13 protein-coding genes and 1 rRNA gene are annotated in these 25,687 nt (G+C 71.3%); 10 read left to right on the forward strand and 4 right to left on the reverse strand.

The features are described from left to right. The first annotated feature begins 371 nt into the window (after positions 1–371). The 5 genes from D7X30_RS25140 to D7X30_RS25160 all read left to right on the forward strand — a co-directional run bounded on the left by D7X30_RS25140 (position 372) and on the right by D7X30_RS25160 (position 16,783). Complete coding sequence (locus D7X30_RS25140; RefSeq protein ID WP_120565491.1) at positions 372–3,755, forward strand: carboxypeptidase regulatory-like domain-containing protein; 3,384 nt, start codon at positions 372–374, stop codon at positions 3,753–3,755. A 51-nt stretch (positions 3,756–3,806) separates the two neighbouring features. Beyond that, complete coding sequence (locus tag D7X30_RS25145; RefSeq protein WP_120565492.1) at positions 3,807–6,533, forward strand: hypothetical protein; 2,727 nt, start codon at positions 3,807–3,809, stop codon at positions 6,531–6,533. A gap of 12 nt (positions 6,534–6,545) precedes the next feature. Next, positions 6,546–13,079 carry a HEAT repeat domain-containing protein gene (locus D7X30_RS25150; RefSeq protein WP_120565493.1) on the forward strand — a complete coding sequence of 2,178 codons (6,534 nt, stop codon included), beginning with the start codon at positions 6,546–6,548 and terminating at the stop codon, positions 13,077–13,079. Then, complete coding sequence (locus D7X30_RS25155; protein WP_120565494.1) at positions 13,076–14,935, forward strand: SWIM zinc finger family protein; 1,860 nt, start codon at positions 13,076–13,078, stop codon at positions 14,933–14,935. Before D7X30_RS25150 ends, D7X30_RS25155 begins: the two co-directional genes overlap by 4 nt. A gap of 399 nt (positions 14,936–15,334) precedes the next feature. Next, entirely contained in the window at positions 15,335–16,783 is a 1,449-nt protein-coding gene (locus tag D7X30_RS25160; protein ID WP_120565495.1) for a reverse transcriptase family protein, read from the forward strand. Between the two features lie 7 nt (positions 16,784–16,790). Here D7X30_RS25160 and D7X30_RS25165 read toward each other — a convergent pair whose 3' ends face one another. After that, a complete protein-coding gene (locus tag D7X30_RS25165; protein WP_233591769.1) occupies positions 16,791–17,765 on the reverse strand; it encodes an alpha/beta hydrolase in 975 nt (324 codons plus the stop codon). 185 nt (positions 17,766–17,950) lie between these two features. Here D7X30_RS25165 and D7X30_RS25170 point away from each other — a divergent pair, with 185 nt between their 5' ends. The 4 genes from D7X30_RS25170 (at position 17,951) to D7X30_RS25185 (ending at position 22,338) form a co-directional block, all read left to right on the forward strand. After that, positions 17,951–19,474, forward strand: a complete 1,524-nt coding sequence (locus D7X30_RS25170; protein WP_120565497.1) for a GMC oxidoreductase — start codon at positions 17,951–17,953, stop codon at positions 19,472–19,474. A gap of 100 nt (positions 19,475–19,574) precedes the next feature. After that, entirely contained in the window at positions 19,575–20,189 is a 615-nt protein-coding gene (locus tag D7X30_RS25175) for a TetR/AcrR family transcriptional regulator (RefSeq protein ID WP_120565498.1), read from the forward strand. Next, on the forward strand, positions 20,186–21,391 hold the full coding sequence (locus tag D7X30_RS25180; RefSeq protein WP_120565499.1) for a multidrug effflux MFS transporter: 1,206 nt from the start codon (positions 20,186–20,188) through the stop codon (positions 21,389–21,391). The genes D7X30_RS25175 and D7X30_RS25180 overlap by 4 nt, the downstream gene beginning before the upstream one ends. 62 nt (positions 21,392–21,453) lie before the next feature. After that, positions 21,454–22,338: a bifunctional 2-polyprenyl-6-hydroxyphenol methylase/3-demethylubiquinol 3-O-methyltransferase UbiG gene (locus D7X30_RS25185; protein ID WP_158619365.1), complete on the forward strand. Its 885-nt coding sequence runs from the start codon at positions 21,454–21,456 to the stop codon at positions 22,336–22,338. Positions 22,339–22,346: 8 nt separating this feature from the next. Here D7X30_RS25185 and lnt read toward each other — a convergent pair whose 3' ends face one another. Together lnt and D7X30_RS25195 are read right to left on the reverse strand one after the other, a co-directional pair. Continuing rightward, on the reverse strand, positions 22,347–23,939 hold the full coding sequence (lnt, locus tag D7X30_RS25190; RefSeq protein ID WP_120565501.1) for an apolipoprotein N-acyltransferase: 1,593 nt from the start codon (positions 23,937–23,939) through the stop codon (positions 22,347–22,349). Beyond that, a complete protein-coding gene (locus D7X30_RS25195; RefSeq protein WP_233591770.1) occupies positions 23,936–24,520 on the reverse strand; it encodes a hypothetical protein in 585 nt (194 codons plus the stop codon). Before D7X30_RS25195 ends, lnt begins: the two co-directional genes overlap by 4 nt. A 127-nt stretch (positions 24,521–24,647) precedes the next feature. Here D7X30_RS25195 and D7X30_RS25200 point away from each other — a divergent pair, with 127 nt between their 5' ends. Continuing rightward, positions 24,648–25,505: a hypothetical protein gene (locus D7X30_RS25200; RefSeq protein WP_120565503.1), complete on the forward strand. Its 858-nt coding sequence runs from the start codon at positions 24,648–24,650 to the stop codon at positions 25,503–25,505. Positions 25,506–25,616: 111 nt separating this feature from the next. On the opposite strand, the gene rrf is transcribed toward D7X30_RS25200, so the two are convergent. Next, positions 25,617–25,687, reverse strand: a 5S ribosomal RNA gene (gene rrf, locus D7X30_RS25205); the annotation flags it as partial.

Consider the following 25,687-nt stretch of genomic DNA (forward strand, 5'->3'; position numbering starts at 1 on the left):
GCGCCCCCTCGACGCGCTCCCAGTAACTCAACCCCTCCCCCGAGGGGTCCCCCTCATCCGGATGCGGCCCCCAAAGCTCCGCGTCCGTCCTGCTTTTCCTTCAAGACGTCGACTACCGAAAACCTTGAGTCCCGGAAGATCGACCCCCGAAACCCTTTCCCCCTCTGCCCGGTCCGCTCTGCGTCCCGAGCCCTTGGATCCTGGTGGCTCTGCCCCCAGCATCCCCACCTCGCCTTCAATACGTCGGCCGCGAAAAACCTTGGTTCGGCCCTGATTTTTTTCGCCGCGCCCTCTGACGCGGCCGGCCGGACGGCCCTCCCCGGGGCCTGCGTCAGCGCTGCTGCTACAGTCGCCCACCCTGGAGGGGCGCCATGCGGAAGCCGTCGGCGGTGGTCATTGGAGGCGTCGTGCTCGCGCTCCTCATCGGAGCCGGGGTCTTCTGGTGGCTGCGCCCCACTCCCACCACCCCCGCGTCCCCCCCGGCCGCCAGCGCCGCGCGCCGCCAGCTCCCCCCCGCGCCGCCCCCACCGCCCCAGGGCGCCCTCCAGGTCCAGGGCCGCGTCGTCGACCTCCAGGGGCGGCCCGTCGCCGGCATCGAGGTCTCCGCCTCCGTCCCCCTGCCCGGAGAGACCCTGACGGAGCTGCCGTGTGACACGAACCAGCCCGACGTCTCCCTGGCCTCGGAGGAATGCGCCTCCACCACCGCCAACCTCTGGGTCCAGGAGCTGGTGGAGACCCACCGGGGCGGTGCCTTCGTCCTGTCGCGCACCACCTCCGCCCAGGACGGCACCTTCACCCTGGAGGGCCTGCCCCAGGGGACGGTCACCCTCTGGGCCCTGGGCTCGCAGGGCGCGGGCCTCCTGGAGGATGTCGCCTCCGGCACGCAGGACGTGACGCTGGAGCTCGAAGTCAGCCAGCCGCTCACCGGCCGTGTGGTGGACGAGGACGGCGCCCCGCTCTCCAACGTCCAGGTCACCCTGCTGCACACAGGCACGGCGCGATTCTTCGACACCCGGACCGGCGCGGACGGCCGCTTCTCCCTGGGCCCCCTGCCCGAGGACACCTATGGCCTCCTCGCCGCCCAACAGGGACGCATCACCGCGTGGATGCAGGAGGTGGCCGTGGGCCCCCTGCCCGAGGACGTGGTGCTCTTCTCCCCCCGGCGCATCGTGGGCACGGTGGTGGACGGCGAGCAGCCCGTCGCAGGCGCCACCGTCACGGAGGTCGACGGCGATCGCGTCACCACCACCGACGCCCGGGGGCGCTTCACCTTCGACGGCCTGTCCCCCGGCGAATACACCCTGGAGGCGGAGCAGGGCGGCCTCCTGGCGCGCGAACCGGTGACGCTCCCGGAAGACCCGCGCGAGGTCCAGGTGACGCTGCGCCTGGGCACGACCTTCTTCGTCGAAGCCACCGTGCGCGACACCGCCGGCAAACCCGTGGCCCAGGCGGAGGTGAGCGCCAACCTTCCGAGTGAGATCGCCAAATACGCCGTCACCCCCTTCTTCCAGCCGCTCGGCCGAACCGACGCGGACGGCCGCATCCGCCTGGGCCCCCTCCAGGCCCGCGGCTACACCTTCCAGGTGGTGGCGGACCGGCTGCTGGACCTCACCGCGGTCCGCACCGTCGCCGCGGGCGGACCCGCGCTGGACTTCGTCCTCTCCCCCGCGCTCCTCGTGGAGGGAATCATCACCGACGCCGCGGGCCAGCCGGTGGCGGACGCCTCCCTGTCGCTGCATCCACCGGCCCGGAAGCGCCCGGCTGGCGCGCCTCCGCCCGTGTACGCGCGCTCGCTCATCGTGATGCACCCGCCCCGCGAGGCACCCCTGACCTTCGACGCCACCTCCAACGCGGAGGGCCACTTCGCCATCAAGGTGGACCAGCCCCTCTCCGGCACCCTCACCGTCGAGGCCGACGGCTACCTGCCGCGCAAGCTCCAGGTCCGCGCCCCCACCTCCGACCTGAAGCTCACCCTGGACGCGGGCGCCACCGTGCGCGGCACCGTGACGAACTCGCGCGGCACGCCCGTCAACGAGGTGGACGTCTCCCTGGTGAAGCAGGAGCCGGAGCCCTCGCCCGGCGCCCGCGAGGACGACGAGCCCCGCGAAGCCCCGGAAGACGACGACGACAAGATCGACATCGTACGCATGACCTTCGCGGCGACCTCGGGCGAGGACGGCCGCTTCGACATCAAGGGCCTGCCTCCCGGCACCTATACCGTGTGGATGCGGACCACCGCGGGCGGCTACGAGCGCCTCATGCCCGACCGCGTGGTGCTGCGCGGCTCGGAGACCGTGGAGCTGGCGCTGCGCCTGGACCTGGACGGACGCGTGGGCGGCATCGTCGTGGACGCGGAGGGCCGGCCCCTGGCGGACGTCACCGTGGACGCCACCGCGAAGGAGGACGAGGCCAGCAACGGCCGCTCGTACTCCCCCCTCTCCGCCAAGACGGGCCCGGACGGCCGCTTCGTCCTGGAGCCGCTGGCGCGCGACTGGGACTACGAGCTGACGGCGGTGAAGCCGGGCTACGCGCTGCCCAAGCCGCCCGGAAAGCGCGACGCCGAGGACGAACCCGACTTCGGGCCGGGCGAAGATGATTCCGACGAACCGTTCCACGACCGCATCCAGCGGTGGCTGGAGGAGAGGGAGGGCCCCAAGATCACCGCCCGCGCGGGGAACATGGAGGTGCGTATCACCCTGGCCTTCCAGGGCCGCATCACCGGCCGGCTGGCGAGGAAGGACGGCACGCCCATCACCCGCTTCACCGTGAACGAAGAGACGGTGCGCGACCCGAAGGGCGCCTTCACCGTCTTCGTGGACGAGCCCGGCCCCCAGCACCTCACCTTTGAGATACCGGGCCACGCCCTCACCCAGCGCGACGTGGACGTCCCCGAAGGCCGCGACGTGGACCTGGGCACGGTGCGCGTGGACACGGGCCACGTCATCAAGGGCCGCGTGGTGGACGACGCCACTGGAACCCCGCTGGCCGGCGTGTCCGTCTCCCTGGCGCTGCCGGCGGAAGACGTCCGCAACGCGGAGCACGCCGAATCCTTCGCGGACGACATCACCGGCCTGGACGGCACCTTCCAGCTGCCCGCCGTGGAATCGCGGCCCTATGTGCTCACCGTGCAGGAAGCGACGCACGCGTCCCTCGAGCGCAGGGTGGGCCCCAACGAGGACACGCTCGAATTGCGTCTCCCCTCCGCCACCCGCCTGGAGGTCTCGGTGCGGGACGAACAGGGCCGGCCTGTCAGCACGCCATTGACGGCCATCCCCAAGGCGGACCCGGAAGCGCAGCTCATCGCCATGGCGCACCACGGCGTGACCCAGTTCCGCGACCTGGACCCGGGCGACTACCTGGTGAAGCTCGCGGGCATGTCACCCCTGACCGTCATTCCCCGCCTCGTGCACGTCGAGCCGCAACGCGTCACCCGGCTGGACCTCCCGGTGACGACGAAGGGCACCACGCTGAGGCTGCGCTGGGGCGAGCGCGGGCAGTCGGGCACGCCCTACCTCATCCCCGGCCGAGTCCCGGCCCCCTCGGAGTCGGCCGCATCCAAGGAGGTGCAGTGGCTGCGAGAACAGGCGCTCATTCCGGAGCTGTCGCGCAGGGATGTCTGGGCCCGCCTCCCTCCCGGGCCCTACACGCTTCTCGTGTTGCGAGAACGTGAGGGACGCTGGCTCTCGTTCCGCGAGGACGTGACGGTGGGCACCGGCGACACGCAGGAGGTGGAGGTCCCCGCGCTTCCGTGGTGAGGCGGGTCCAACATGCCTCGCGGGGCAGGGGAGCTGTGTTAAACCCCACGTATGACCCCGAGTGACGCGCTGAGCGCAGCAGACCTCGAACGTCTGGCCAGGGCGGATGCACCAGACCTGGCCGAGTCCGTGCTGGCCTTCCTGGACCAGCCGGACCGCACGTCGGACACGCCGCTGCCACAGGGCGCGCTGTCCTTCGACGCGCTGAAGCAGCTCCTGGAGCAGGCGCGCGCGAGCGACGACAAGCCGGACCGCCGCAAGGGTTCGCATGAGGCGTGGCAGCGCTTCCTCGCGCAGAAGGACGTGCCGCTGCCGCCGCGCCTGCTGCTCGCGGACCTGCTGGTGTCCCTCTACGAGAAGAACACCGAGCCCGCGCGCGCCGCCCTCATCACGCTGGTGAAGGAAGCGCCGCTGAAGTTCGGCCTGTGGGCGGGCCTCAAGCGCATCTACAAGCTGGCGGAGGCGCGCCACGACGCGGAGATGTTCGGCGCGCTGGCCTGGCGCTTCGACACCGAGCGCGGCGGTCGCCGTCACCGCGAAGTCAGCGGCGGCACCCTCACCTACCTCCAGCGCCGCGCGTGGCGCTTCCTGCGGCACCTGGGCGCTGCCGTCCCGGAGCTCTACCCGCAGTTCGCGGTGGAGGTGCTCCGGCACTACGACCTGGAGACGACGTGGTCGCAGTGCTGGGTGGCGCACCACATCTGGGCGCACAACAGCAAGGGCTACTCCGCGTCGCGCTTCGCCATCCAGCCGCCGAACGACATGGTGAAGCAGCGCATGTACCCGGACGCGTGGAAGCGCTCGCCGGACGCGCTGATGCGCCTGTTGGACACGTGCCAGTCGGACCCGGCCGCGAAGTTCGCCATCCAGGGCCTGCGCAAGGACTTCCCGGAGGCGCTGCGCAAGGTGACGCCCGCGTGGCTGGACCGCCTGGCGCGCCGTCCGCTGGGCAGCGCGCACGACTTCCTGGTGGAGACGCTCCAGGGCTCGCCGGACTTCCACCAGGGCAAGCTGCGCGCGGCCGGGCTGCATGAGGCGGTGCTCGCGCTGCTCTTCTCCCCCAGCAACAAGGCCCGCGCCTACGCCATCGAGTACGCGCGCGGCCACGCGCAGGACCTGGCCGCGGACCGGCTGGCGGACCTGGTGGAGAAGGGCGAGGACGACGTGCAGAAGTTCGCCGCCGCCGCCCTGGAGAAGCACAAGCCGCGCGACCTGGGGCTGCCTCTGCTGGGCCGGCTGCTCTTGTCCACCCCCACCGCGGCGTTCGCGGCGAAGTCGCTGGAGCAGTCCTTCGACCGCGCGGAGCTCACTCACGACTTCCTGCGCGAGCTGCTCTGGGGCATGCCGGAGCAGCGCAACTGGGCGAATAACTACGTCGCCAGGAAGTACGCGGCCGGGGAGATGCCGGCGGACTTCTGGAAGGTGACGCTGACGGAGGCGAAGCGCTCGTCGCGGCAGCGCGGCGTGGAGGACCTGGCGATGAAGGCCCTGTCCACATACAAGCCGGCGGACATCGGGCCGGAGTGGCTGCTGGACCTGGTGGCGCACCCGCGCCTGGGCCGTCAGGCGGCGCAGTGGCTCACCCGCGCGGACAGCCTGCCGGGCCTGGACGTGGAGCGCGTGAAGGCGCTCGTCTTCAACGGCAAGTTCCGCGGCACGGCGCTGGAGCTGCTGGGCAACCGCAAGCTCTTCACCGCGCGGCAGCTCACGGTGCCCTGGCTGCTGGCGCTGGCGCGTCGGGCCGACCCGCAGCTGCACGACTTCGCGCACCGCTACCTGCTGGCGAACGTGGTGCCCGCGGACTTCAGCGACACGGGCGACGCGGACGCGGGCCTGGAGCGCCTGTTCGACCTGGCGCTGGGCGCGAAGCAGCCGCCGCCGGTGCGTGCGTTCGCGCAGATGTACCTGCGCTGCCACCACCCGGGCATCGGGCCGGAGCAGCCGGAGTCCAAGTCCTACGAACTGCGCCCCCGCGCGCCGCGCAAGGCGTACACGGCGGAGCGGCTGTGGCCGGCCCTCTTCGATGAGCGCGACGACGTGCGCCGCTTCGCACTGACCATCGCCCGCTCGGAGCTGCGTGCGTGGGGCTACCAGACGCGCGTGTACGAGCTGGCGGACTCGGACGCGAAGGAGATCCGCAACCTGGCCTATGACGCCCTGCTCAACGCGGGCGAACCGGGAGCGGACGCGCGCCACACGCTCCAGCCGGAAGAGCTGGACGCGGGCAAGGTGTTCGCGCTCACGGAGTCCACCAAGCGCAGCACGCGCGAAGTGGCCGTGGAGCTCATCCGCCGGCACTACGCGCGGCTGGGTGGCGCGGAGCGGCTGTCCGGCCTGATGCAGAGCGCGGACCGCGAGGTGGGCCTGTTCGCGGTGCGGCTGCTCTGGGAGAAGCACCGTCCGATGCACCTGCCGGAGGGCTGGAAGCCCGCGGGCGGCGGCAAGGACGAGCGCGAGGCGGGTGGCACCACGCGCTTCAGCGACGTGGAAGCGCTGCGCACGTTCCTGCGGCGCATGATGTTCGGCCTGCCTCCCGGGCGCGCGAAGGAAGCGCGTGAAGGCGACGTGCAGCGCCGGCTGTCCGCGAGCGTGGCCAAGCGCCGCGTGGTGGAGCTGGTGCGCGACCTGGGTCTGGAAGACGAGAGCTTCGCCCGCGTGGTGGCGCCCGTGCTGGGCGAGTTCACCGGCTCCGTGGCGAAGGGCGAGTGGCAGAGCTGCCTGGCCTCGCTGGTGCAACTGCGTGCGGCACACCCGGGCGTGCAGCTCGGCGGCATCTAGGACAACGACACCATGGCCAACCTCTCCATCGGCAACATCGAGAAGGTCCGTGCGCTGGCGGCCAATGCGCGCCTGCTCATCGTGGGCGGCACCCGCGCCGCCGCCGACAGCCGCCTCACCGCGTACGACCCAGCGACCAACAAGGTCCTGTGGACTTCACCCCTGCCCGCGCACGTGCTGGGCGTGGCGCTGGCCGGCGAGCAGTTCGCCGCGGCGGGCGCGGACGGCACCGTGCGCTTCGGGTCGCTCACCGACGGCACCGTGAAGTTCCAGCTCCACAACGCGCATCCCGGAGGCTGCACCGCGGTGGCGGCGAGCCCCGACGGCAAGGTGCTCTACACGGCCGGCGCGGACGGCTTCGTGCGCGCGTGGGACTGGGACAGCACGAAGAAGCTCAAGGAGTGGAGCGCGTCCTCGCAGCCGCTGCGCGCGGTGGCGGTGGACCCCACGCACACGTACGTGGCCTGCGCGGGCGATGACAGCGTGGTGCGCTCGTTCACGGTGGCGACGGGTGCGCGCCGGGACATGCCGGGCCACGAGGGCGCGGTGCGGGCGCTGGCCTTCACGCCGCGCGACGGGCGGCTCGTCTCCGCGGGTGACGACGGCAAGCTGCGCATTGGCTACCTGGTCGGCGCGGTGGAGTTCGAGGTTCGCGGCGACAAGGACAGCGGCCACGCGGGCTCCGTGCTGGGGCTGGTGTTCCCGCCCACGCCGCCGGCGGAAGCGGGCCAGGACCCGGCGGAGCGCATCGCGTCCGTGGGCAGCGACGGCAAGCTGAAGGTCTGGCGGCTGGACGAGCGCCGCAAGCCGCGCACCTTTGAGCTGGGCAGCAAGGCCCTGAACGCGGTGGCCTTCGCGCCCCCGGCGAACCCGCGCCAGGCGAAGCAGCTGCTGGGCTACCTCTTCGTGGCCGGCGAGGACCGCCGCGTCACCCGCATCACGCTGGGCACGGACGGCAAGCCCACGGACGAGACGACGGCGTTCGGCCACGGCTTCGACGTCTTCAACGAGGCGCTGAAGGCCGCCCTCCCCCGCCGCGAGGCCGCGGTGAAGGAGGCGGTGGCCCTGCTGGAGCCGGAGGCGCTGGACTTCGTCCTGGGCGTGCTGTCCTCGGACAAGGACATCGCGGCGCGCCGGCTGGCGGCCACGGAGCTGGGCAACCACGGCCGCACCGCCGCGCGCCCGAAGCTGCGCGAGCGCCTCAACGACGACGACAAGACGGTGCGAGCCGCGGCGCTGGACGCGCTGGTGAAGCTGGAGACGGAGTCCCCGCTCGCGGCTCCCCGCACGGCGCTGGACTCGCGCTTCGTGGACACGCGCGTGCAGGGTCTGCGCCTGCTGTCGAAGCTGGGCAGCGCGTCGCCGCTGGTGCCGGGCCTCATCGCCAGCAAGCTGCCGGACACGAACGCGGAGGTGGGCACCGCCGCGCTGGACGCGCTCACCACCGTGTCGCCCAAGGACAGCACGGAGCCGCTGAAGCTCGCCTTTGAGCGAGGCCCCGCGGCCCTCAAGGTGGAGGTGCTGCTGCGCGCGTCGGTGGCGGGCCTGCTGGGCGACCCGCGCCTGCAGCCGCTGGTGGCGCGCGCGCTGGACGACGCGGACCGGGACGTGCGCCGCGTGGCCTTCGCGGTGCGCGTGCTGGAGCGCCGCCCGCTGGCCGCCACGCTGGAGGCGAAGGACGAGGAGTTCGCGCGCACGGTGCGGGAAGTGACCCGCATGCTGACCCTCCAGGCGAAGCGCGCGGCCGGAGACGCGGAGGCGAAGTTCAACACCGACGCGGAGCTGGCCGCCTCGCGAGAGCAGCTCTTCGGCAAGACGCCCGCCGGCACCGCACTGACGGAAGCCGACCTGGAGCCGCTGCTCGCCGCCATGGCGTGCCGCATGCCTGACACGGCCGTACGTGGCGCGCGCGTGCTGGCGCAGTTGGGTGACGGCCGCGCCCTGGGCGCGCTGCTCCAGCTGTCGCGCGAGGACGACGCCGCCATCCGCCGTGAGACGGCCACCGCGCTCCAGGCGTTGCAGGATCCGCGCGCCCGCGAGCGGCTGGTGTGGATGCTGGACGACGCGGACGGGGACGTGCGCGCCGCGGCGCTGGCGGCCGTGGTGGCGCTGGACTCGGACGCGCCGCTGTCCGCCGCGGAGGCCGCGCTGCGCTCCGGTCACGAGGACGTGCGCGTGCGCGGCCTGGACCGGCTGGTGAAGCTGGGCGCCAAGGCGGAGGGCGCGGAAGGGCTGCTGGGCGACGCGCTGGAGGACGAGTCCGCCAAGGTGCGCGGCGAGGCCTTCCGCACGCTGTGGGCCTGGAACGACAAGGAGCCGGTGAAGGCGCTGGACCGCGCGCTGGCGGGCCGCTTCCCGGACCTGCGCACCCGCGCCGTGGAGGTGCTCGCGCAGCGCGGCACCGACGACTGGGCGCTGGAGCGGCTGAAGAAGTCCGTGGAGGACCGCGACGCGAGCGTGGCCACCGCCGCCTACGAGGCGTGGGTGAAGCTGGCCGGCAAGGAGAAGGCGGAGCCGCACCTGGCCGCGCTCAACACCACGCACCCGGCCCTGCGCGAGAAGGCCGCCAAGGCCTCCGTGCACGCCCCGGCGGAAGCCATGCGCTCCGCGCTCCTCAAGCGCGTGCAGGACGAGCACCTGGACGTGGCCTTCGCTGCGTTGGAAGCGCTGGACAAGCTCATCCCGAACGAGAACGGGCCGCTGCTCGCGGGCATCGCGGCGTCGGCGCTGCCGGTGCGCGTGCGGGCCTCGGAGCTGCTCGCCCCGCGCGGCGCGGAGGACATCATCGAGCCCATGCGCGGGCTCATCACGGACAAGGACCTGGAGCGGATGTACCCGCCCGCCATCCTCGTCCCGCTGCGCATCCGCGCGTCGCGAGCGCTGGCCACGCTGGGCTCGCGGCGCCTGCTCGGCTTCTACGCCACCACGCTCCTGCCCCACGAGGTGTCGGACCTCCAGGAGCAGGGCGCGCGCGGCCTCGCCACGGCCAGCCGCCGGGGCGACGAGGGCGCGCTGCTGGACGCGCTGGGCCACTCGCTGGTGGCGGCGCGTTCGTGGGCGGCGGACGGTCTGGCCCGCCTGGGTGACGTGCGCGCGCTGCCGGTGCTCACCGGAAACCTGCGCCATGAGCACCTGCCCATCCGCCTGGGCGCCATCCTCGCGTTCGCGGCCCTGGGCCACGAGGGCGACGGCGGCCTGCTGCACGGTCTGGAGGACTCCGCGCGCGAAGTGCAGGAGATGGTGTTCGCCATCGTGCTCGCGCGGGACCTGCGCGCCAGCCGCGAGGGTGGACCGCCGGACCTGCTGACGAGCGCGCTGTCCAGCGGCCGTCCGGAGGTGCGCTACGCCGCGGCCCGCGCGCTGGAGCTGCGCACGGAGCCGGAGGCGTACCGCGCGCACCTGGTGGAGGTGCTGCTGCCGCCGCGTCCGGAGAAGGTCGGCGACATGAAGGACTGGCCCGCGGAGGAAGAGCGGGCGAAGCGCGTGATTGGGCTCGCCGAAGCGCTCTCCAGCGGTCAGCCGGAGCAGCGCTACGCGGCGGCGCAGGTGCTGCTGCTGCGCAACAAGCCGCTGGACTACTTCCGTGAGGCGCAGAAGGTCGCGCGGCCCAGCTCGCTCCAGGCCCCCTGGAAGCCGGAGACGGCCGAGGGCGCCGCGCACGTCATCCAGCCCTCCACGCTGGAGAAGCAGGGCACGGCCTCCGCCACGGGCAAGAGCTGGCTGCGCCGCCTCTTCTCCGCGGTGAAGCCGACGGATGGCGCGGGCACCGGTACGCCGCAGAACGCGACGCAGGCCGAGCGTCATCACCTGCGCCGCCTCGCCTTCGGCGCCTACGTGGGCCTGCTGCGGCAGGTGACCGCGGGTGACGAGGAAGGCCACCGCGTCCGCCGCGACGCCGTGGACCGCGTGGTGAAGCTCACGCAGGAAGGCTACGCGGGCACGTCCGCCGCGGTGGCTGCCCTGCTGCGCGCGCTGGAGGATCCGCACCAACTCGTGCGCCGGGCCGCGCTCGCGGGCCTCAAGGAGCTGTACCCCGCCGGCAGCGACGAGCCGCTCGCGCTGGCCCTGGCCTCGCTGTCGCCGGACGTGGCGCGCGCCGCGCTGGAGGAGCTGGCGGAGCGCGGTGACAAGGCCCGTCCGCGAGTGGCCGCGGCGCTCAACTCGCCGCTGCCGGAGGTGCGCAAGTCCGCCTTCGAGCTGCTGGAGAAGCTGAGCCCGCCGGGCAGCCTGGATCCGCTGCTGGCCGCGCTGGGCAGCGAGCACGCGGACCTGCGCGTGGGCGTGATTGAGCGGCTCGCGGGAGCCAACGACCCGCGCGTCACGGAGGCCCTGGGCCGCGCGATGGGCAGCGAGCACGAGGACCTGCGGCTGCGCGCCGCGGAGCTGCTCGCGTTCCGGGGCGACGACCGGGCGGTGGAGGTGCTGGGCACCTTCCTGCGTTCGGAGACGTCGGCCGTGGCCCGCCGTGCACAGGAGGCCCTGGCGCGACTGGGGACCTCCGCCGCCGTGGCCGCGCTGGCCGCGCGCCTGACGGTGGCCACGGAGATTCCGGAGCGCACGAAGCTGGTGGCCGCGTTGGGTCGCACCCACCGCGCGGACGCGCTGGACGTGCTCGCGCGCCAGAGCGTGGAGGACGAGGCCCCGTCCGTGCGCCTCGCCTGCGTGACGGCGGCGATGCAGCTCACCTGGCCGCCGGAGCAGGAGAAGCTGAAGGAGCACGAGCGCGAGCTGAAGAAGCGCGACGCGGCGCTCGCGGTGCGCTTCCTGCGCGTGGCGGTGAAGAGCCAGGACCCGGAGGTCCGCAAGGCCGCCGCCCGTGAGCTGGAGCACGGCAAGAGCGAGGGCCAGGACGCGCTGCTCGTCCAGCTCTTCAACGACCGCGACGTCACCGTGCGCGCGGCGGCCGTGGAGCACTACTCGAAGCGAGTGGTGGAAGAGGGCGCGGCGGTGGAGCCACTGGAGGAGATCCTCCGCGCCGGAGCCCGCGAGCTGATGCTGCCCGCGGCGGAAGGCGTCGCGCACCAGCGCCGCGCCAGCGCCCTGCGTCCCCTGCTGCTGTACGCGCGCGCCGGAGAGCCGCACGAGCGAGGCCGGGCCCTGCTCGCCCTGGGCACCCTGGGCGACGTGCGAGCCCTCTCCGAGTTGGAGACGGTGGCCGGCGGAGGCACGCCGGACGCCCCGGCCGAAGAGGACATGGTGTTCGCCGCCATCGAGGCGCTGGGCCGGCTGGCGAACCGGATGCCCGACGGCGAGGACCGCCGCCGCATCGAGGAGAAGGTGGAAGCCGCGGCCACGGACGGCGCCGCCTTCCAGCGCCAGGAAGCCGGCGTGCGCGGCCTGCGCGCCCTGGGTGGAGAGCGCGCCCGGGTGAAGCTGGAGGCGCTGCTCGCCGACGGTGAGACGGACGACGACGTGCGCCGCACGGTCGCGGAGGAGCTGGGCAAGTTCGGAGACCCGGCCGCCGAGGCCGCCCTGGCCGCCGCGCTGAACGAGGAGGACGACGACCTCCGCGCCGCCGCACGCAAGGCGCTGGACGTGCTCTTCCCCAAGGAGCGCACGCGGGTGGAGTTCCTCGCGGTGCAGAGCGAGCACGAGGACATCTCCGAGCCCGCCGCCACCTACCTCGCGAGCGAAGGCGACCCGGCGCTGCTCGTGCCCCGCCTGGCCACGCTGGACAACGTGGCGCTGCGCCTCCGTCTGCGTCGCGGCCTCGCCCGCCGTGGCGCGATGCCCGTGCCGGAGGTCATCGCCCTGTTCGGCCACGACAAGCCGGAGGCCCGCGAAGAGGCCGCGCGGCTCGTGGGCACCTGGACGGGTGACGCGCGTGAAGCCGGCGCCGTGGACACGGCCGGGCTGACCCGCGCGCTGGTGGCCGCCGAACGGCGCACCGCCACCGCATGGACCACCGCGCAGCCTCCGAAGAAGGAGCCGCTGGCCGCCGCCTGGGAGCGCCTGCTCTGGGCGGGTTCACGGCTGGGCGCGAAGGAGCTGGTGGCGACGTCCGCCGAAATCCTCCGCAAGGGTGAGGCCCAGGCCCCCGCCGCCGTGCGCCAGGAAGCGGCGCGAGTGCTGGGACGGCTGAAGGCCACGAGCGAGGCGCAGGCCCTGCGCACCGCGCTCGGTGACCCGGACGCCGCCGTGCGCGCCGCCGCCGCGTCGGTGCTGGCCGCGCTGGTGCCGGAGCAGTCCTCGGCCTGGGCGCTGGAGGTGAAGCCCTTCGACCCGGTGGCCCTGGGCCCCACGGGCGCGAAGGTGGCCACGTCCGCGCTCACGGCCAGCGAGGGCCGCCGGCTCGCGGTCCCCGCGCTGCTGGCGAAGAAGGACCTGGAGCCGCTCAAGTCCGTGGCCGCCGACGCGAAGCCGGAGGTGCGGCAGGATGGCTGGGCCGCGCTGGGACGCCTGGGCGGAGACGAAGCCGCGGCGCTGCTGAAGACGGCGGCGTTCGACAAGTCGCAGTCGGTGGAGCTGCGCAAGGCGGCCTACCGCGCCCACAAACGTGCACGCCGGGCCGCTGAGCGCGCCCGGAAGGAAGGTCAACCGTCGTGAGCACCGCAACCGCACGTCATCCCGTCGCGCTGAGCTACGCCGCGCAGAGCGACGTGGTCGTCACGCCGGACGCCTCGCGCGTGCAGCTGGCCCTGGAGGGCTCGCGAGGCACCGTGGGCGTCAGTGGCCAGGTGAAGGACCCCACCCTCTTCCGCGACGCGCTGGCCGCCGCCTTCGCGGTGCTCTCCAGCGACCTGCGCTACCGGGGCCGCGACCGCACCGCGTACCTCGCGTACCTGATGAAGCAGGGCAAGCGCGCCAGCGCTCAAATCTGGGAAGCGCAGAAGGCCTTCCTCGACAACGCGCTGGAGGGTGAAGAGAAGAAGGACGCCGTCCTGGACCCCGTCCTCACGGTGGATCCGGATCAGGTCTCGCTGGAGGTCTTCTCCCGCGACGAGAGCGCCTACGCGCGCCTCGCCTTCGACAACAGCCTCTTCGACAAGCGCCAGGCCGCGCACGGCTCCACGTTCCTGGACGTGCCGCAGGACCTGCCCGCCCGGCTGGACCGCCTGCGCGCCTACGCCCCGGTGGTGCTGGAGGCCCACGTCGCCCCCACCGCGAAGGCCGCCCCCGCCACGGAGCCCCGAGCCCCGCGCACGGTGGAAGTGCCGCACGCGTGGCTGCGAGGCTTCCTCCAGGTGCAGTCCGCCGCGACGCTGCCGGCCACCACCTGCTCCATCGCGCCCATCGACCTGTACAACCTGCTCTTCGCGCTGCGCACCCGCCGCTCGAAGAAGGCGCCCCGCGCGCTGCGCTTCGAACTGGTCCCCGGCGCTCCGCCCCGGCTGGTGCTGGAGCCCTGGGAGCAGGTGCTGGAGTGCCACGGCGGCGTGTATACGGGCAGCGCGCCCGCGGTGGTGCGCACCTTCGGCCGTCAGCGCCTCGCCGCGCTCGCGCGCCTGTTGCCCCACGCGAAGAGCGTGCACGTGCAGCTCTTGGGTCCGGGCCTGCCGGTGTTCTGGGTCATCGACCTGGGCGCGGCCACGCTGACGCTGGGACTCACCGGCTGGACGGAGAGCGGCTGGTCCAGCGCCGCCGCCTTCGACGCGCTGATGCCGCGCGACGTGCCGGAAGGCCTGGCGGAGTCGCTGCGCAACCGCCTGCGCAAGGACGGTCCCCTCGCCTTCGAAGTGCTGGCGAAGGACGCGGGAGCACCGAAGGACCAGGTGCGCGCCGCGCTCCAACTCGAATGCCTGCGAGGCCGCGTCCTCTTCGACGTGTCCCGCGGCGCCTACCGCCCGCGCGAGCTCATGCCCACCCCGGTGGACGAGGCCGCGCTGCGCTACGGCAACGAGCGTGAAGCGCGCGCCCACCGCCTGCTCGGCGACGGCGGCCCGGGCTCCGGAGAAGTGAAGCTCACCCAAGTGCACGACCTGGTCGGCGAAGGCACGCGCATCCAGGGCGAAGTCGTGGACCGCGAGGCGGTGCGCAGCTTCTTCCCCAGCTTCACCATGGACCTGGAGGGCCGCGTGAAGGACGCGGGCTGCGGCTGCCCGCACTTCCGCCGCTCCGGTCTGCGCGAAGGCCCCTGCGAACACATGCTCGCGCTGCGTCTGGCGTACGCCCGCCGCCGCGCCGAGGAAGAAGCGCTCCGTCAGACGCCGGAGGGCCGCAAGCTCATCCGCGCGGAGACGCGCGCGTACGTGCGCCGCGACCCGGCCACGGGACTGGAGCAGGTGTATCGCGTGTCGCTGGACGGCAAGGTGGTGGCCCTCACGTGGGGTCCCCGCCTGGGCGATTCGCGCCACCAGCGACTCTGGTTCGACACGGACACGGAAGCCCGGACGGCGTACTTCAGCCGTTTGGAGAAATTGACCGCGGACGGCTACATCGACGCGGCCTCGACTCTGGTGTAAACACTCACTCAACGGCCCGGCCGCCGACGGGGCGGCCGGAAGGATGGTGGCGCCGGACGAAAACCGAATAGCGAGTGGTCGAGAGAGGTCTGGACCGCATCAGCCTTAACGCCTCGAGCGTAGGAACGGCGTTGCGCCGTTCTGGTTGAAATGCTGGACACTCTCCGCAAGGTAGCCTGTTCTTGGCTCTCTCCCTCCCGAGCACTACCGTCGGGGCGGGAAGCGGAACCAACGACGCAGCCGCCGTTTTCCCACCCCGACGGTAGTGCTCGGGAGGGGAGAGCCGGTGAGGCTACCGTGCCCCAGGTGAGCTGGTGGTGCCTTCCTGGCCTCCCTCGACCGCTCGAATTCGTCTCCGTCGCCCCTCCCTGAGCCGCCGCGCCCGTCGAAGGTAACTCGATGACCGCCAAGCTGGAGTCGTTCGTCCCCGCCGCCCCGCCGCAGGCCGCCCCTGAAGTCGCGCCCGCAGCCGCTTCTCCCAACACCGTCGCGAAGCGCGAGGCCGCGAAGGCCGCGCACGACGCCCTCATCACGCGCTGGAAGGCCATCACCGAGGCCGGCGGCACCAATGAATGGGTGCAGGCGCAGCTCGTATCGAAGGGCGCGCTCGCGGACGAGGTGGACTTCTCCTCGTTGAAGGAGAAGGAGAAGACGGCCTGGAAGGAGAAGAAGAAGGCCGAAGCGGTGGAGCGCCGCGCGCTGGAGCGCCAGGCCCACGAGGCGTGGAAGGCCACGCACGTGAACCACCTGGGCGTGGGCATCCACTGGAACGAAGCCGGCCTGCCGGACAAGTTCGACCTGGAGCACCGCGAGGAGCGCTCGCGCCAGAACGGCCTGCCCACGCTGAACAACGCGGAGGACCTGGCCAAGGCGCTGGGCCTGAGCGTGTCCAAGCTGCGCGGCTTCGCGTTCCACCGTGACGTGGACACGGGCTCCAACTACGTGACGTGGAGCATCCCCAAGCGCACGGGCGGCGAGCGCACCATCACGTCGCCCAAGCCGGAGCTGAAGGAAGCGCAGCGCTGGGTGCTCTCCAACGTCGTGGAGCGGCTGCCGGTGCACGGCGCGGCGCACGGCTTCGTGGCGGGGCGCTCCATCCTCACCAACGCGCTGGCGCACCGGGGCGCGGACGTGCTGGTGAAGGTGGACCTGAAGGACTTCTTCCCTTCCGTGAACTGGCGCCGGGTGAAGGGCCTCCTGCGCAAGGGCGGCCTGCCGGAGAACACGTCCACGCTGCTGGCGCTGATGTCCACGGAAGCGCCGCGCGAGCGCATGACCTTCCGGGGCAAGACGCTGCACGTGGCGAAGGGGCCGCGAGCCCTCCCGCAGGGCGCGCCCACCTCACCGGGCATCACCAACGCGCTGTGCCTGCGCCTGGACAAGCGGCTGTCGGCGCTGTCGCGCAAGCTGGGCTTCACATACACGCGTTACGCGGACGACCTGACCTTCTCCTGGACGAAGGCGAAGGCGCCCAAGGCCCGCCGCGCGCAGGGAGCACCGGTGGCGGTGCTGCTCGCGCGGGTGAAGGACGTGGTGGAGGCGGAAGGCTTCACGGTCCACCCGGACAAGACGCGGGTCGCCCGCAGGGGCAGCCGTCAGCGCGTCACGGGGCTCGTGATCAACGAGACAAAGGAAGGCACGCCCGCCGCCCGAGTCCCCCGCGACGTGGTGCGCCGCCTGCGAGCGGCCATCCACAACCGCCTGAAGGGCAAGCCGGGCCGCGAGGGCGAATCGCTGGACCAGCTCAAGGGCATGGCGGCGTTCATCTACATGACGGACCCGGAGAAGGGCCGCATGTACCTGGATCAGCTCGCGAAGCTCGAAGTCGCCAAGCCCGCCCAGGCGTAGCGCGGAGCTAGCGGGCTCCCGCCTTCGTCCGCCGTGAAGGCTTCTTCGCCGGAGCCTTCTTCTCCACGGCCGGAGCCGCAGGCTTCTCCACCGAGGGAGTCTCTCCCGCCACGGGCTTCAACGCCGAGTCCGCGAACTCCCGCAGCCTGCGCGGATACTCCGTGGGCGCGGTCGCGGCGAAGTTGCCGTGCGACGCCCCAGGGATGCGCCACGTCTGCGCATACGACGCGACGTGCGCGAACAGTTCGTCCAGCAGCGGCTGCCCGGACTCATCCGTCCCCGCGACGATGAACAGGGGCCGGGGCTTGATGTGGTCCACCGCGTCGATGGTCCGCACCTCATCCAAGGCAATCCCCCGCCGCCAGAACGGCACCAGCGCCCCCGTCTGTGTCACCACACCAAAGCGGCGGAAGTCATACGCAGCCGCCAGCCACAGCGTGTTGAACGGAGACAGCAGCACCACCGCCGCGACCTGCGGATCCTTCGCCGCCACCTCCGCCACCGCCGCGGAGCCAATGGAGAACCCCAGCGCCCCCACGCGAGCCGGCTCCACGTCCGGCTGAGCGCGCACGTACGCGAGCGCCGCGCGCACATCCTGGCGTTCCTTGTCACCCCAGGTGGACGTCTCGCCCCCGCTCTGCCCATGCGCGCGCAAGTCGAACAGCAGCACGCCATAGCCCGCATCGCGCAGCACACGGGCCTCAGGCAGCAGGTCCATGCGTGTCTGCGACAGGCCATGTGCCAGCACCCACGCCGCCTTGTTTCGCGAAGGCACGTACCAGCCGCGAAGCTCCACCCCATCGTCCGTGCGCAGCGTCACCTCGCGCGCGGAGCCGAAGTCCGCGGGCAGCACCGCGGCCGGCCTCGGATAGTGGAAGTACTGCTCGGAGCGCCACGCCGCGCGGCCGCCCAACGCCAGCGCCACCAGCAGCAACGGCAACACCAACACGCCCAGCACCCGCCCCCACCGAATCCGTTTCAACAGACCAGCCATGTCCACCCCTCGCCGACAGCAAGCGAGCCGTAAACCAGGGCGGAAGTCGCCGTCCCAGGCTTGTGTTGGCTCCCGCCAGACATCTAGACCCTATAGGCGCCAATAGGGTCCTGATTTACAATTTAGGCGAACTTTAGCAGCGGCGGCAGATTGACCGTCCTGGGTGAGCAGGCATGAAGACGTCGAAGACGGTCTATGACGCGGTGGTGGTGGGTTCGGGGGCCTGCGGTGGATGGGCGGCCAAGCAGCTGACCGAGGCCGGGCTCCAGGTGCTGGTGTTGGAGGCGGGCCGAGGCGCGAACGCGGACCGGGCGCTCCACCTGATGCATCGCGTGAAGCAGAAGCTGGGCTACCGCATCGAGTCGGACCCGGCCCGCAAGTCGCGCCAGTCCATCCAGGCCACGAGCTTCGCCTGGCCGTTCCATCCGCACGCGTTCGTGGATGACGTGGACAATCCCTACACCACGCCAGCCGACGCGCCGTTCGCCTGGATTCGCGCGCGGCAGGTGGGCGGGCGAACCAGCGTGAAGGCTCACGGCCGCCAGTTCTACCGGCTGTCTGACTTCAACTTCCACGCGGGCAGCCTGGACGGGTTGAGCCCGGACTGGCCGCTGTCGCACGCGGACCTGGCGCCGTCCTACGAAATCGTGGAGCGGTGGATGGGCCTGCGAGGCAACTCGGACGGCGTGGACACGCTCCCGGACTCCGTCTTCGAGGGCCCCGCGCCGCTGTCCCCCGGCGAGGTCCGCCTGCGCGAGAAGGTGAAGGCCCGCTGGCCCGACCGCCACGTCGTTGCCCGGCGGACCGCGAACGCGCCGGTGACGCTGCCGGCGGCGCTGAAGACGGGGCGGATGACGCTGCGCTCGCACGCCATCGCCAGCCACATCCTGCACGACCCGAACACGGGCCGGGTGACGGGGGTGTCCTTCATCGACGCGAACTCCGGCACCTCCGAGGAGGTGCGCGCGAAGGTGGTGGTGGTGGCCGCGGGCACCATTGAATCCACGCGGTTGCTGTTGCACTCGCGTAACCGGGCGTTCCCGGACGGTCTGGCGAACAGCTCGGGGCTCGTGGGCAAGCACCTGATGGACCACATGTACCTGCGAGGCATCGAGGCGCGGATGAACCTGCCCGCGCACCTCCATCAGAAGGAGCACGGCTGGGCGTACATCCCCCAGTTCCGCAACGTCTCCGAGCGCCACCCGGACTTCGCGCGAGGCTACGGCGTGCAGGTCTTCACCTTCGACGACCAGATGCACATGGTGCCCTTCGGGGAGATGGTCCCGCGCGCGGAGAACCGCGTCACGTTGAGCGCCACGGTGAAGGACCGCTGGGGCATTCCGGCGGCGCACATCGAGTGCCGGCACTCGGACAACGACCTGAAGATGACGGAGGACGCGGTCACCTCCTGCCTGGAGATGTTGGAGGAGTCGGGCTGCACGGTGGAGAAGGTCAACAAGCAGCTCTCCGATCCGGGCATGGCCATCCACGAGGTGGGCACCGCGCGCATGGGCAAGGACCCGAAGACGTCCGTGCTCAACCCCTTCAACCAGAGTTGGGACGTGCCCAACCTCTACGTCACGGACGGCTCCTGCTTCCCCTCGCAGGGCCCGCAGAACCCCACCCTGACGATGATGGCGCTCACCGTCCGCGCCTGCGCCCACCTGGTGGGCGAGCTCAAGGCCGGCCGCATCTGATTTCCCTCGGAAGCCGACGCGAGGGGCCCGCAAAAAACGGGCCCCTTGCACGACTGGCGCGAATTTATTACCTACCAGTCAGTAACTAACCCTTCGCGCCATGTCCCGTCCCCCACGCGTCACCGACCTGCAAATCGATGAAGCGGCCCGAGCCGTGTTCCTGGCGCAGGGTCCATCGGCGCCGCTGCAGGACATCGCGAAGCGGCTGGGCATCTCGCAGGCGGCGCTGTTGCACCGGGTGGGAACCAAGGAGGCGCTGATGTCGCGAGCCCTCCGCCCCGTGCCGCCCACCGCGCTGGTGCTACTGGAGCCAGGACCGAAAGACACCGCGTCCATCGAGGACCAGCTCCTGGAAGCGCTCCTGCACCACCGGGACTTCCTGCGCCAGTTGGTGCCCTGGTTGTTCGTGCTGCACTACTCGGCACTGGGCGGCGCGAGGGCCCTGCACCTGGAGACCCCGCCCCCGGTCGCGCTCAGGGAGGGGCTAACGAAGTGGCTCACCCGGGCGAAGCGATCCGGACGGGTTGACCTGGCCCAGCCCCGGGTCGCGGCGGAAGCACTCTGTGGAGCACTGGAGGCCCGCTGCTTCAACGCCCACGTGGGCGGCTCCACCTACGCCCCCGGCAATGACGAAGCCATCCTGCGCCAGCTCATCCGGGTGCTGATGACGCCGAAAGAAGCGCCGACAAGAGTCCGGAAGAGGACCACCAGATGACGACCGCCACGCCCAAGCTGTCCCGCTCCACGGAGGGGGCAGGGTTGATCATCCTCCTGGGGGCGCTCATCGGCTTCGGGCCGCTGTCCATCGACATGTACCTGCCGGCGTTCCCCGCCATCGGCGAGTCGCTGCGAGCAACCGCGGGAGAGGTGGAGCGCACGCTGGCGGCGTTCTTCGCGGGGCTCGCGGTGGGGCAGCTCTTCGCCGGCCCGGTGAGCGACCGCTTCGGCCGCACGAAGCCGCTCTACGTGGGCCTGGCGCTCTACGTGCTGGGCTCCATCGGCTGCGCGACCGCGCCGTCGGCGGATGTATTGGCGGCGTGCCGGTTCGTGCAGGCATTGGGTGGCTCGGTGGGCATGGTGACCTCGAGGGCCGTCGTAAGGGACCTGCACTCGGGAGCAGCGGCGGCGAGGATGATGTCGCGCCTGGTCTTGGTGATGGGCCTGGCACCCATCCTGGCCCCGCTGCTGGGCGGCTGGGTGCTGCGAGCCGCGGGCTGGCGAGCCATCTTCGGAAGCCACGCGGTCATCGGGCTCATCGCGCTGGGAGCTGCATTCGCCATCCTGCCGGAGACAGCGCCCCCGAGGAGCGGAGCTACCCCGTCCAAACCCTTCCAAGCCATGTGGAGCATCACGAAGGCGCCAGACTTCCTGGGGCCCGCTCTGGCGGCGGCGCTCGCGCAGGCAGGGATGTTCGCGTACATCGGCGGTTCGCCCTTCGTGTTCATCACCCTGCACGGCGTGAAGCCGGAGCACTTCGGCTGGTTCTTCGGAGCGAACGCGGCGGGGCTGGTGGCGGTGTCGCAGCTCAATCACTGGCTGCTGGCGCGCTCCTCGCCGGAGCGGGTGTTGAAGCAGGCGGTGCGCATCGCCGCGCTGGCGGGGGTGGTCCTGGTGACGGTGGCATCGACAGGCTTCGGAGGGCTGTGGGGCATCGCGCTGTCGCTGTTCGTGTTCGTCTCCACCCTGGGAGCCATCACCCCCAACGCGACAGCCCTGGCGATGGAGCAGCACGCGAAGCAGGCAGGCATCGCGTCGGCGGTGCTGGGAGCGCTGCAGTTCATGCTGGCAGCCGGAGCCTCCGCGACGGTGAGCGCAAGCCACAACGGCACCGCGAGGCCCATGGCTCTGGGTGTCGCCATCGCCGCCCTGCTCGCCCTGGGAGCGCTGAGGCTGGCGAAGCGGGCCCCCGCGCACTGAGCCAAGGGCCCGGCGGGTGGGATTGACACTCCGGAACGCGAAGCCCGATGGTGCGGTGCGAAATGCTCGCACCCTTCTACTCCGCTTGTCCTGTCTGCAATGAAACCGGTTCCCGACCGGTCGTCGCGTTCCAAGAGCTGAGCTACGGCCGTTGCACGGGTTGTGGGCTCATCTACAAGCGAGAGCAGAAGCCAGGACTGGGCGAGGGCTACGAGGAGAAGTACTTCAAGCACAACCGGGCGAAGTACCTGAGCCGCTGGGACCACCGGGTGCGCAAGTGCCTGCGGCAGGTGCTGGTGTGCCTGGAGTACGCGCCGCACGCGAAGGACCTGCTGGATGTGGGGTGCTCCGCGGGCTACGTGCTGGAAGCAGCACAGCGAGCAGGCTTGAAGGCCACGGGCCTGGACTACTCCCAGTTCTCAGTGAGCCTCTGCCGCGAACGAGGCTACACCGCTGAATACGGCTCGCTGACACAGCTGCCGTTCCCGGACGCGTCCTTCGACATCATCACGTTGAAGCACACGCTGGAGCACGTGGATCAGCCCATGGACGGGCTGCGAGAAATCCAGCGCGTGTTGAGGCCAGGAGGCGTGGCCTTCGTCATCGTGCCGGACGCGGCCTACTACAAGATCATCGTGATGCCCCGGAAGGGCCGCTCCTTCCGGCCGGACCGGCGAGGCTGGCAGCACCACGTCTACTTCTACGAGCACAACCTCGCGGATGCCTGCGCCAGGGCCGGAATGCAGCCAGTGAAGGCAGGCAAGGACATCTTCCGGAGCAGGCTGGCGAAGGGCCTACGAGCCCCCTACGAGTACGCCCGCTTCGCCTTCCTCTGGGCCTGGGTCCAGGTCTGCCGGCTGACGCACATGCGAAGGGAGATCCAGGTCATCGCCCAGAAGCCCAGGGCGGACGCGCAGCTCGCCGCCCCACACGCCGAAGCCGCCTGAGCGCGGCGTCACACATAGCGGCGAATCCACACCCCCAGCACCACGGCCAGCACAAGCGTCACGGGCCCCAACCAGTCCCCCCAGGCCCCCGCGAGCGAGTTCAACCGATCCGCCGCCGGCACACGCATCACGGTGCCAGCGCGCTGGTTGTCCTCCAACTCGGAGGTCCAGGTCCCCGCAGGGTCGATGAACGCGGAGATGCCTGAGTTAGTCACCCGCACCTGAGCCGTGCGCGTCTCGATGCTGCGAAACGCCGCATGCATCAGGTGCAGCCGGGGCGCAGGGGTGCCGGAGAACCACGAGTCATTCGACAGCGTGAGAATCAGGTCAGCCCCCTGGCGCACCTCCGCCGCGACGTAGTTGGGAAAGATGGCCTCGTAGCAGATGAGCGGAGCGATCTTGAGCACACGGTCGCCGTTCAACCGGAAGTCCACCAGCCGGGGACCCGGGCCACGCTTCCATCGACCGGTCCACGGAAGCATTGCGCGCAAAGCAGGCGTGTCCACCGCATCCGGAACCCACTCCGTGAGCGGGAACAGCATCGTCTTCCGGTACGCGGCCTGCGCCAGCTCGCCCGTCGCGGAGGGCCCCAGGAACATGGCGGCGTTGAACTCGCGTTCGCCATCCAGGTCATACGTGCCGAACACCAGCGGGACACCACGCTCCGCCACCCAAGAGCGGATCTCATCATCCAGCGCGCCGCCGTCCTCACTCTTCGGAGTGCCGAACGTCGTCGGATACACCGTCTCCGGCCACACCAGCAGGTCCAACGGCCCCGAGCGCAACAGCGCATCCGACATCGCGTAATGCGTATCCAGGATGTTGCGAACGACCTCGTAGGTGCCCTGCTCCGCGGCCAGCTTCTCGATGTTGGTGATGTTCGCCTGCACCGCGCCCACCACCAGCGAAGGAGCCGAGTGCACCACCGAGCGCACCTGCCCCAGTCGCACCCATCCGTAGCCCCACCCCACCACCGCCAGCGCGACCGCGAGGACCACCGGCCTGAGCCGCAAGCCCCGCCGAGAGGCCAGCCCCTGCGCGACCGAGACGACACACTCGTTGATGAGCAGCAGGCCCAGCGTGAGCCCCGGAGCACCAGCCACGTCCGCGCCCTGGCGCAGCGTCTCCGAAGCATAGAGGGCGTGGCCTAGCGTCTCGGCGAACAGCTTGGGCGTGAACCACTCGGTGCCCACATACACGAGCGCGGTGAGCACGGGAGGCACCCAAGCCAGGCGCGGCACCTCCGCCACCCGCCGGCGCGCGTACCACCGCACCCACGCTGCGGTGATGAACTGGAGCTCCAACACAGGCGCGATGAGCAGGAACACGCCCCAGCACAGCCACATCGGCGCACGCGAGTACGCCGCGATGGCGCCCGGGAACCAGCCAAACACCGCAGCGGTGAACGTCACCGACAGCAGCACGCCCAGCCCCACGGCACCGCGAGCGGAACGAACCCCGTCTAGGGCCGCGAGCCAGGGAGCCATGGCCACCACGCCCAGCCACACCCAACCGGGTCGCAGCTGTCCAACCGCCGCGAACAGCACGGTGGTCGCCGCGACGCCCAGGAGCGCCCCGGCCCACCCCTTCACGGACGTCACTGCGAGTCCTCGTCCTCGACAGGAATCTCCAGCAGCCGGTGAGGCATGCCGGGGGGAGCCAGCTCCTCGGGCACCACACGGTTCTCGGGGATGGGGATGGGCTGCCCGTTGGCATCCTTGGGCGTGAAGTCCGGATGGAACATCAGGATGGCCGCGAGCGGCTGCCCATTATCCGTCGCCTGGTAGTGGCGCATGTAGCCAGGGGGCAGCTCGAAGTCGTCGGGCACCACGAGCCCCCGCTTCAGGGGCTTGGTGCCGCGCTGGTACAGGGCCGTCCCGCTCTTGCCCTCGGGAGGAGGCGGAGGGTCATCGACAGGCATGGGAGCAGGGTCCTCCGCGGGCATGGGCGCGGCGACATGCGCGACGGCAGGGCGCACGGAAGGACGCGCGGATTCCAGGGAGGGAGCCACCGGAGCAGGGCGCTCGGCCACCACGATGGGGGGCAGGTCCTCGACAGGCACAGGGCGGGAGAGCCACCAGAGGCAAAGCGCCACGCACAGGCCGGTGATGACAACGGCACCACCGATGAGCCAGGAGCCCACACCGCCTGGGGACTCGCGCGAGGGCGTCACCCGCGTCACGCCATCGGAATCCGTGCGACGCTCAGGACCAGGCTGCGGGGAACGCATGTTTTGAGGGGCCTCCGGGGTGCGTATGCTACGGAAGCCGCGCGCATCGAGGCAATGCGCGCGCGGCCATGCCCCTCCCATGACCGTCGACGCGTCCGGCCCCTTCCCTGTCCACGCCTTCACACCCCGTCTGCGCGCCCTGGGAGCGCTCCTGCACTCAACGGTGCTGGGCACGCTCTGCTTCTTCACCGCGCTGCTGTTCAAGGACGTGCTCGCGGGCACCCAGACGCTGGCACCCGGTCCATTGGCGACGGGACTCGCAGTGGGTGGAGTGCTGCCGCTCATCGCGCTGCGCCTGCTGCAGCTGGGAACGCGGGCCACGGTCACGGTCGGGCCGGAAGGCCTGGTGCTCACCCAGTCAGGGGGAGCGCACTTCGAGATTCCCTTCGAAGCACTGGAATCCATCCGCCCGTGGCATCTGCCCATTCCAGGCCCAGGCCTGACTCTGCGGCTGCGCACGGGGCGAGCATTCGACTACGGCCTGGAAGTACAGGCCCCCATGCCCCTGCTCGAGGCGATGGGGACGCTGGGAGAGGCACGAAACGATCCGCGGGTGAGGTACGCCCAAGCGCGGAGCGAGAAGTGGCGCAGGCGATGGTACGACCAGGCTCTGAAGTACGGCCTGGTGCCCGGAGTGCTCGCCGGCATCTTCTTCCGGGCGCACCAGTACATCTCCTTCGGAGGCCCGTTCGGAGAGCTCCAGATGTACGGATGGACGGCATACGTCACGTCCTTCGCGCGCACCTGGTTGCCAGTGTTCCTGGCCCTGCTGTTGTTTGGCTGTTTCTGGAGGGCCTTCGCTGAAGCGCTTTGCTTCGGCGCCGCGTGGCTGGGCCCACGGTGGGCACGCAACGTACGCATCGGCGCGGAGTGGACCTGCCGGGCGCTCTATTACGTGGCCCTGCCAGTCTTTCTCGCGGTGCGCCTGCTGGGCTGAGCCACAAAGACAAACACCGGCGAGCGCGGATCCACGCGCAAGCCGAGCGGAGCGAAAGCCCGCAAAGACAAAGCCCCTGGCGCCTTTCGGCGTCAGGGGCTTTCAAAAAGAATCCGGCAGCGACCTACTCTCCCACGCGGTTTCCCGCGGAGTACCATCGGCTCTGGAGGGCTTAACTTCCG

Source organism: Corallococcus sp. AB011P (genome assembly GCF_003611605.1).
In the GTDB taxonomy this organism is placed as follows: Bacteria; Myxococcota; Myxococcia; order Myxococcales; family Myxococcaceae; genus Corallococcus; species Corallococcus coralloides.

Coding starts and splice junctions, on each gene's coding strand:
- D7X30_RS25140 (WP_120565491.1), top strand. CDS start 372: ATGCGGAAGCCGTCGGCGGTGGTCATTGGAGGCGTCGTGCTCGCGCTC.
- D7X30_RS25145 (WP_120565492.1), top strand. CDS start 3,807: ATGACCCCGAGTGACGCGCTGAGCGCAGCAGACCTCGAACGTCTGGCC.
- D7X30_RS25150 (WP_120565493.1), top strand. CDS start 6,546: ATGGCCAACCTCTCCATCGGCAACATCGAGAAGGTCCGTGCGCTGGCG.
- D7X30_RS25160 (WP_120565495.1), top strand. CDS start 15,335: ATGACCGCCAAGCTGGAGTCGTTCGTCCCCGCCGCCCCGCCGCAGGCC.
- D7X30_RS25170 (WP_120565497.1), top strand. CDS start 17,951: ATGAAGACGTCGAAGACGGTCTATGACGCGGTGGTGGTGGGTTCGGGG.
- D7X30_RS25175 (WP_120565498.1), top strand. CDS start 19,575: ATGTCCCGTCCCCCACGCGTCACCGACCTGCAAATCGATGAAGCGGCC.
- D7X30_RS25180 (WP_120565499.1), top strand. CDS start 20,186: ATGACGACCGCCACGCCCAAGCTGTCCCGCTCCACGGAGGGGGCAGGG.
- D7X30_RS25185 (WP_158619365.1), top strand. CDS start 21,454: ATGCTCGCACCCTTCTACTCCGCTTGTCCTGTCTGCAATGAAACCGGT.
- D7X30_RS25200 (WP_120565503.1), top strand. CDS start 24,648: ATGACCGTCGACGCGTCCGGCCCCTTCCCTGTCCACGCCTTCACACCC.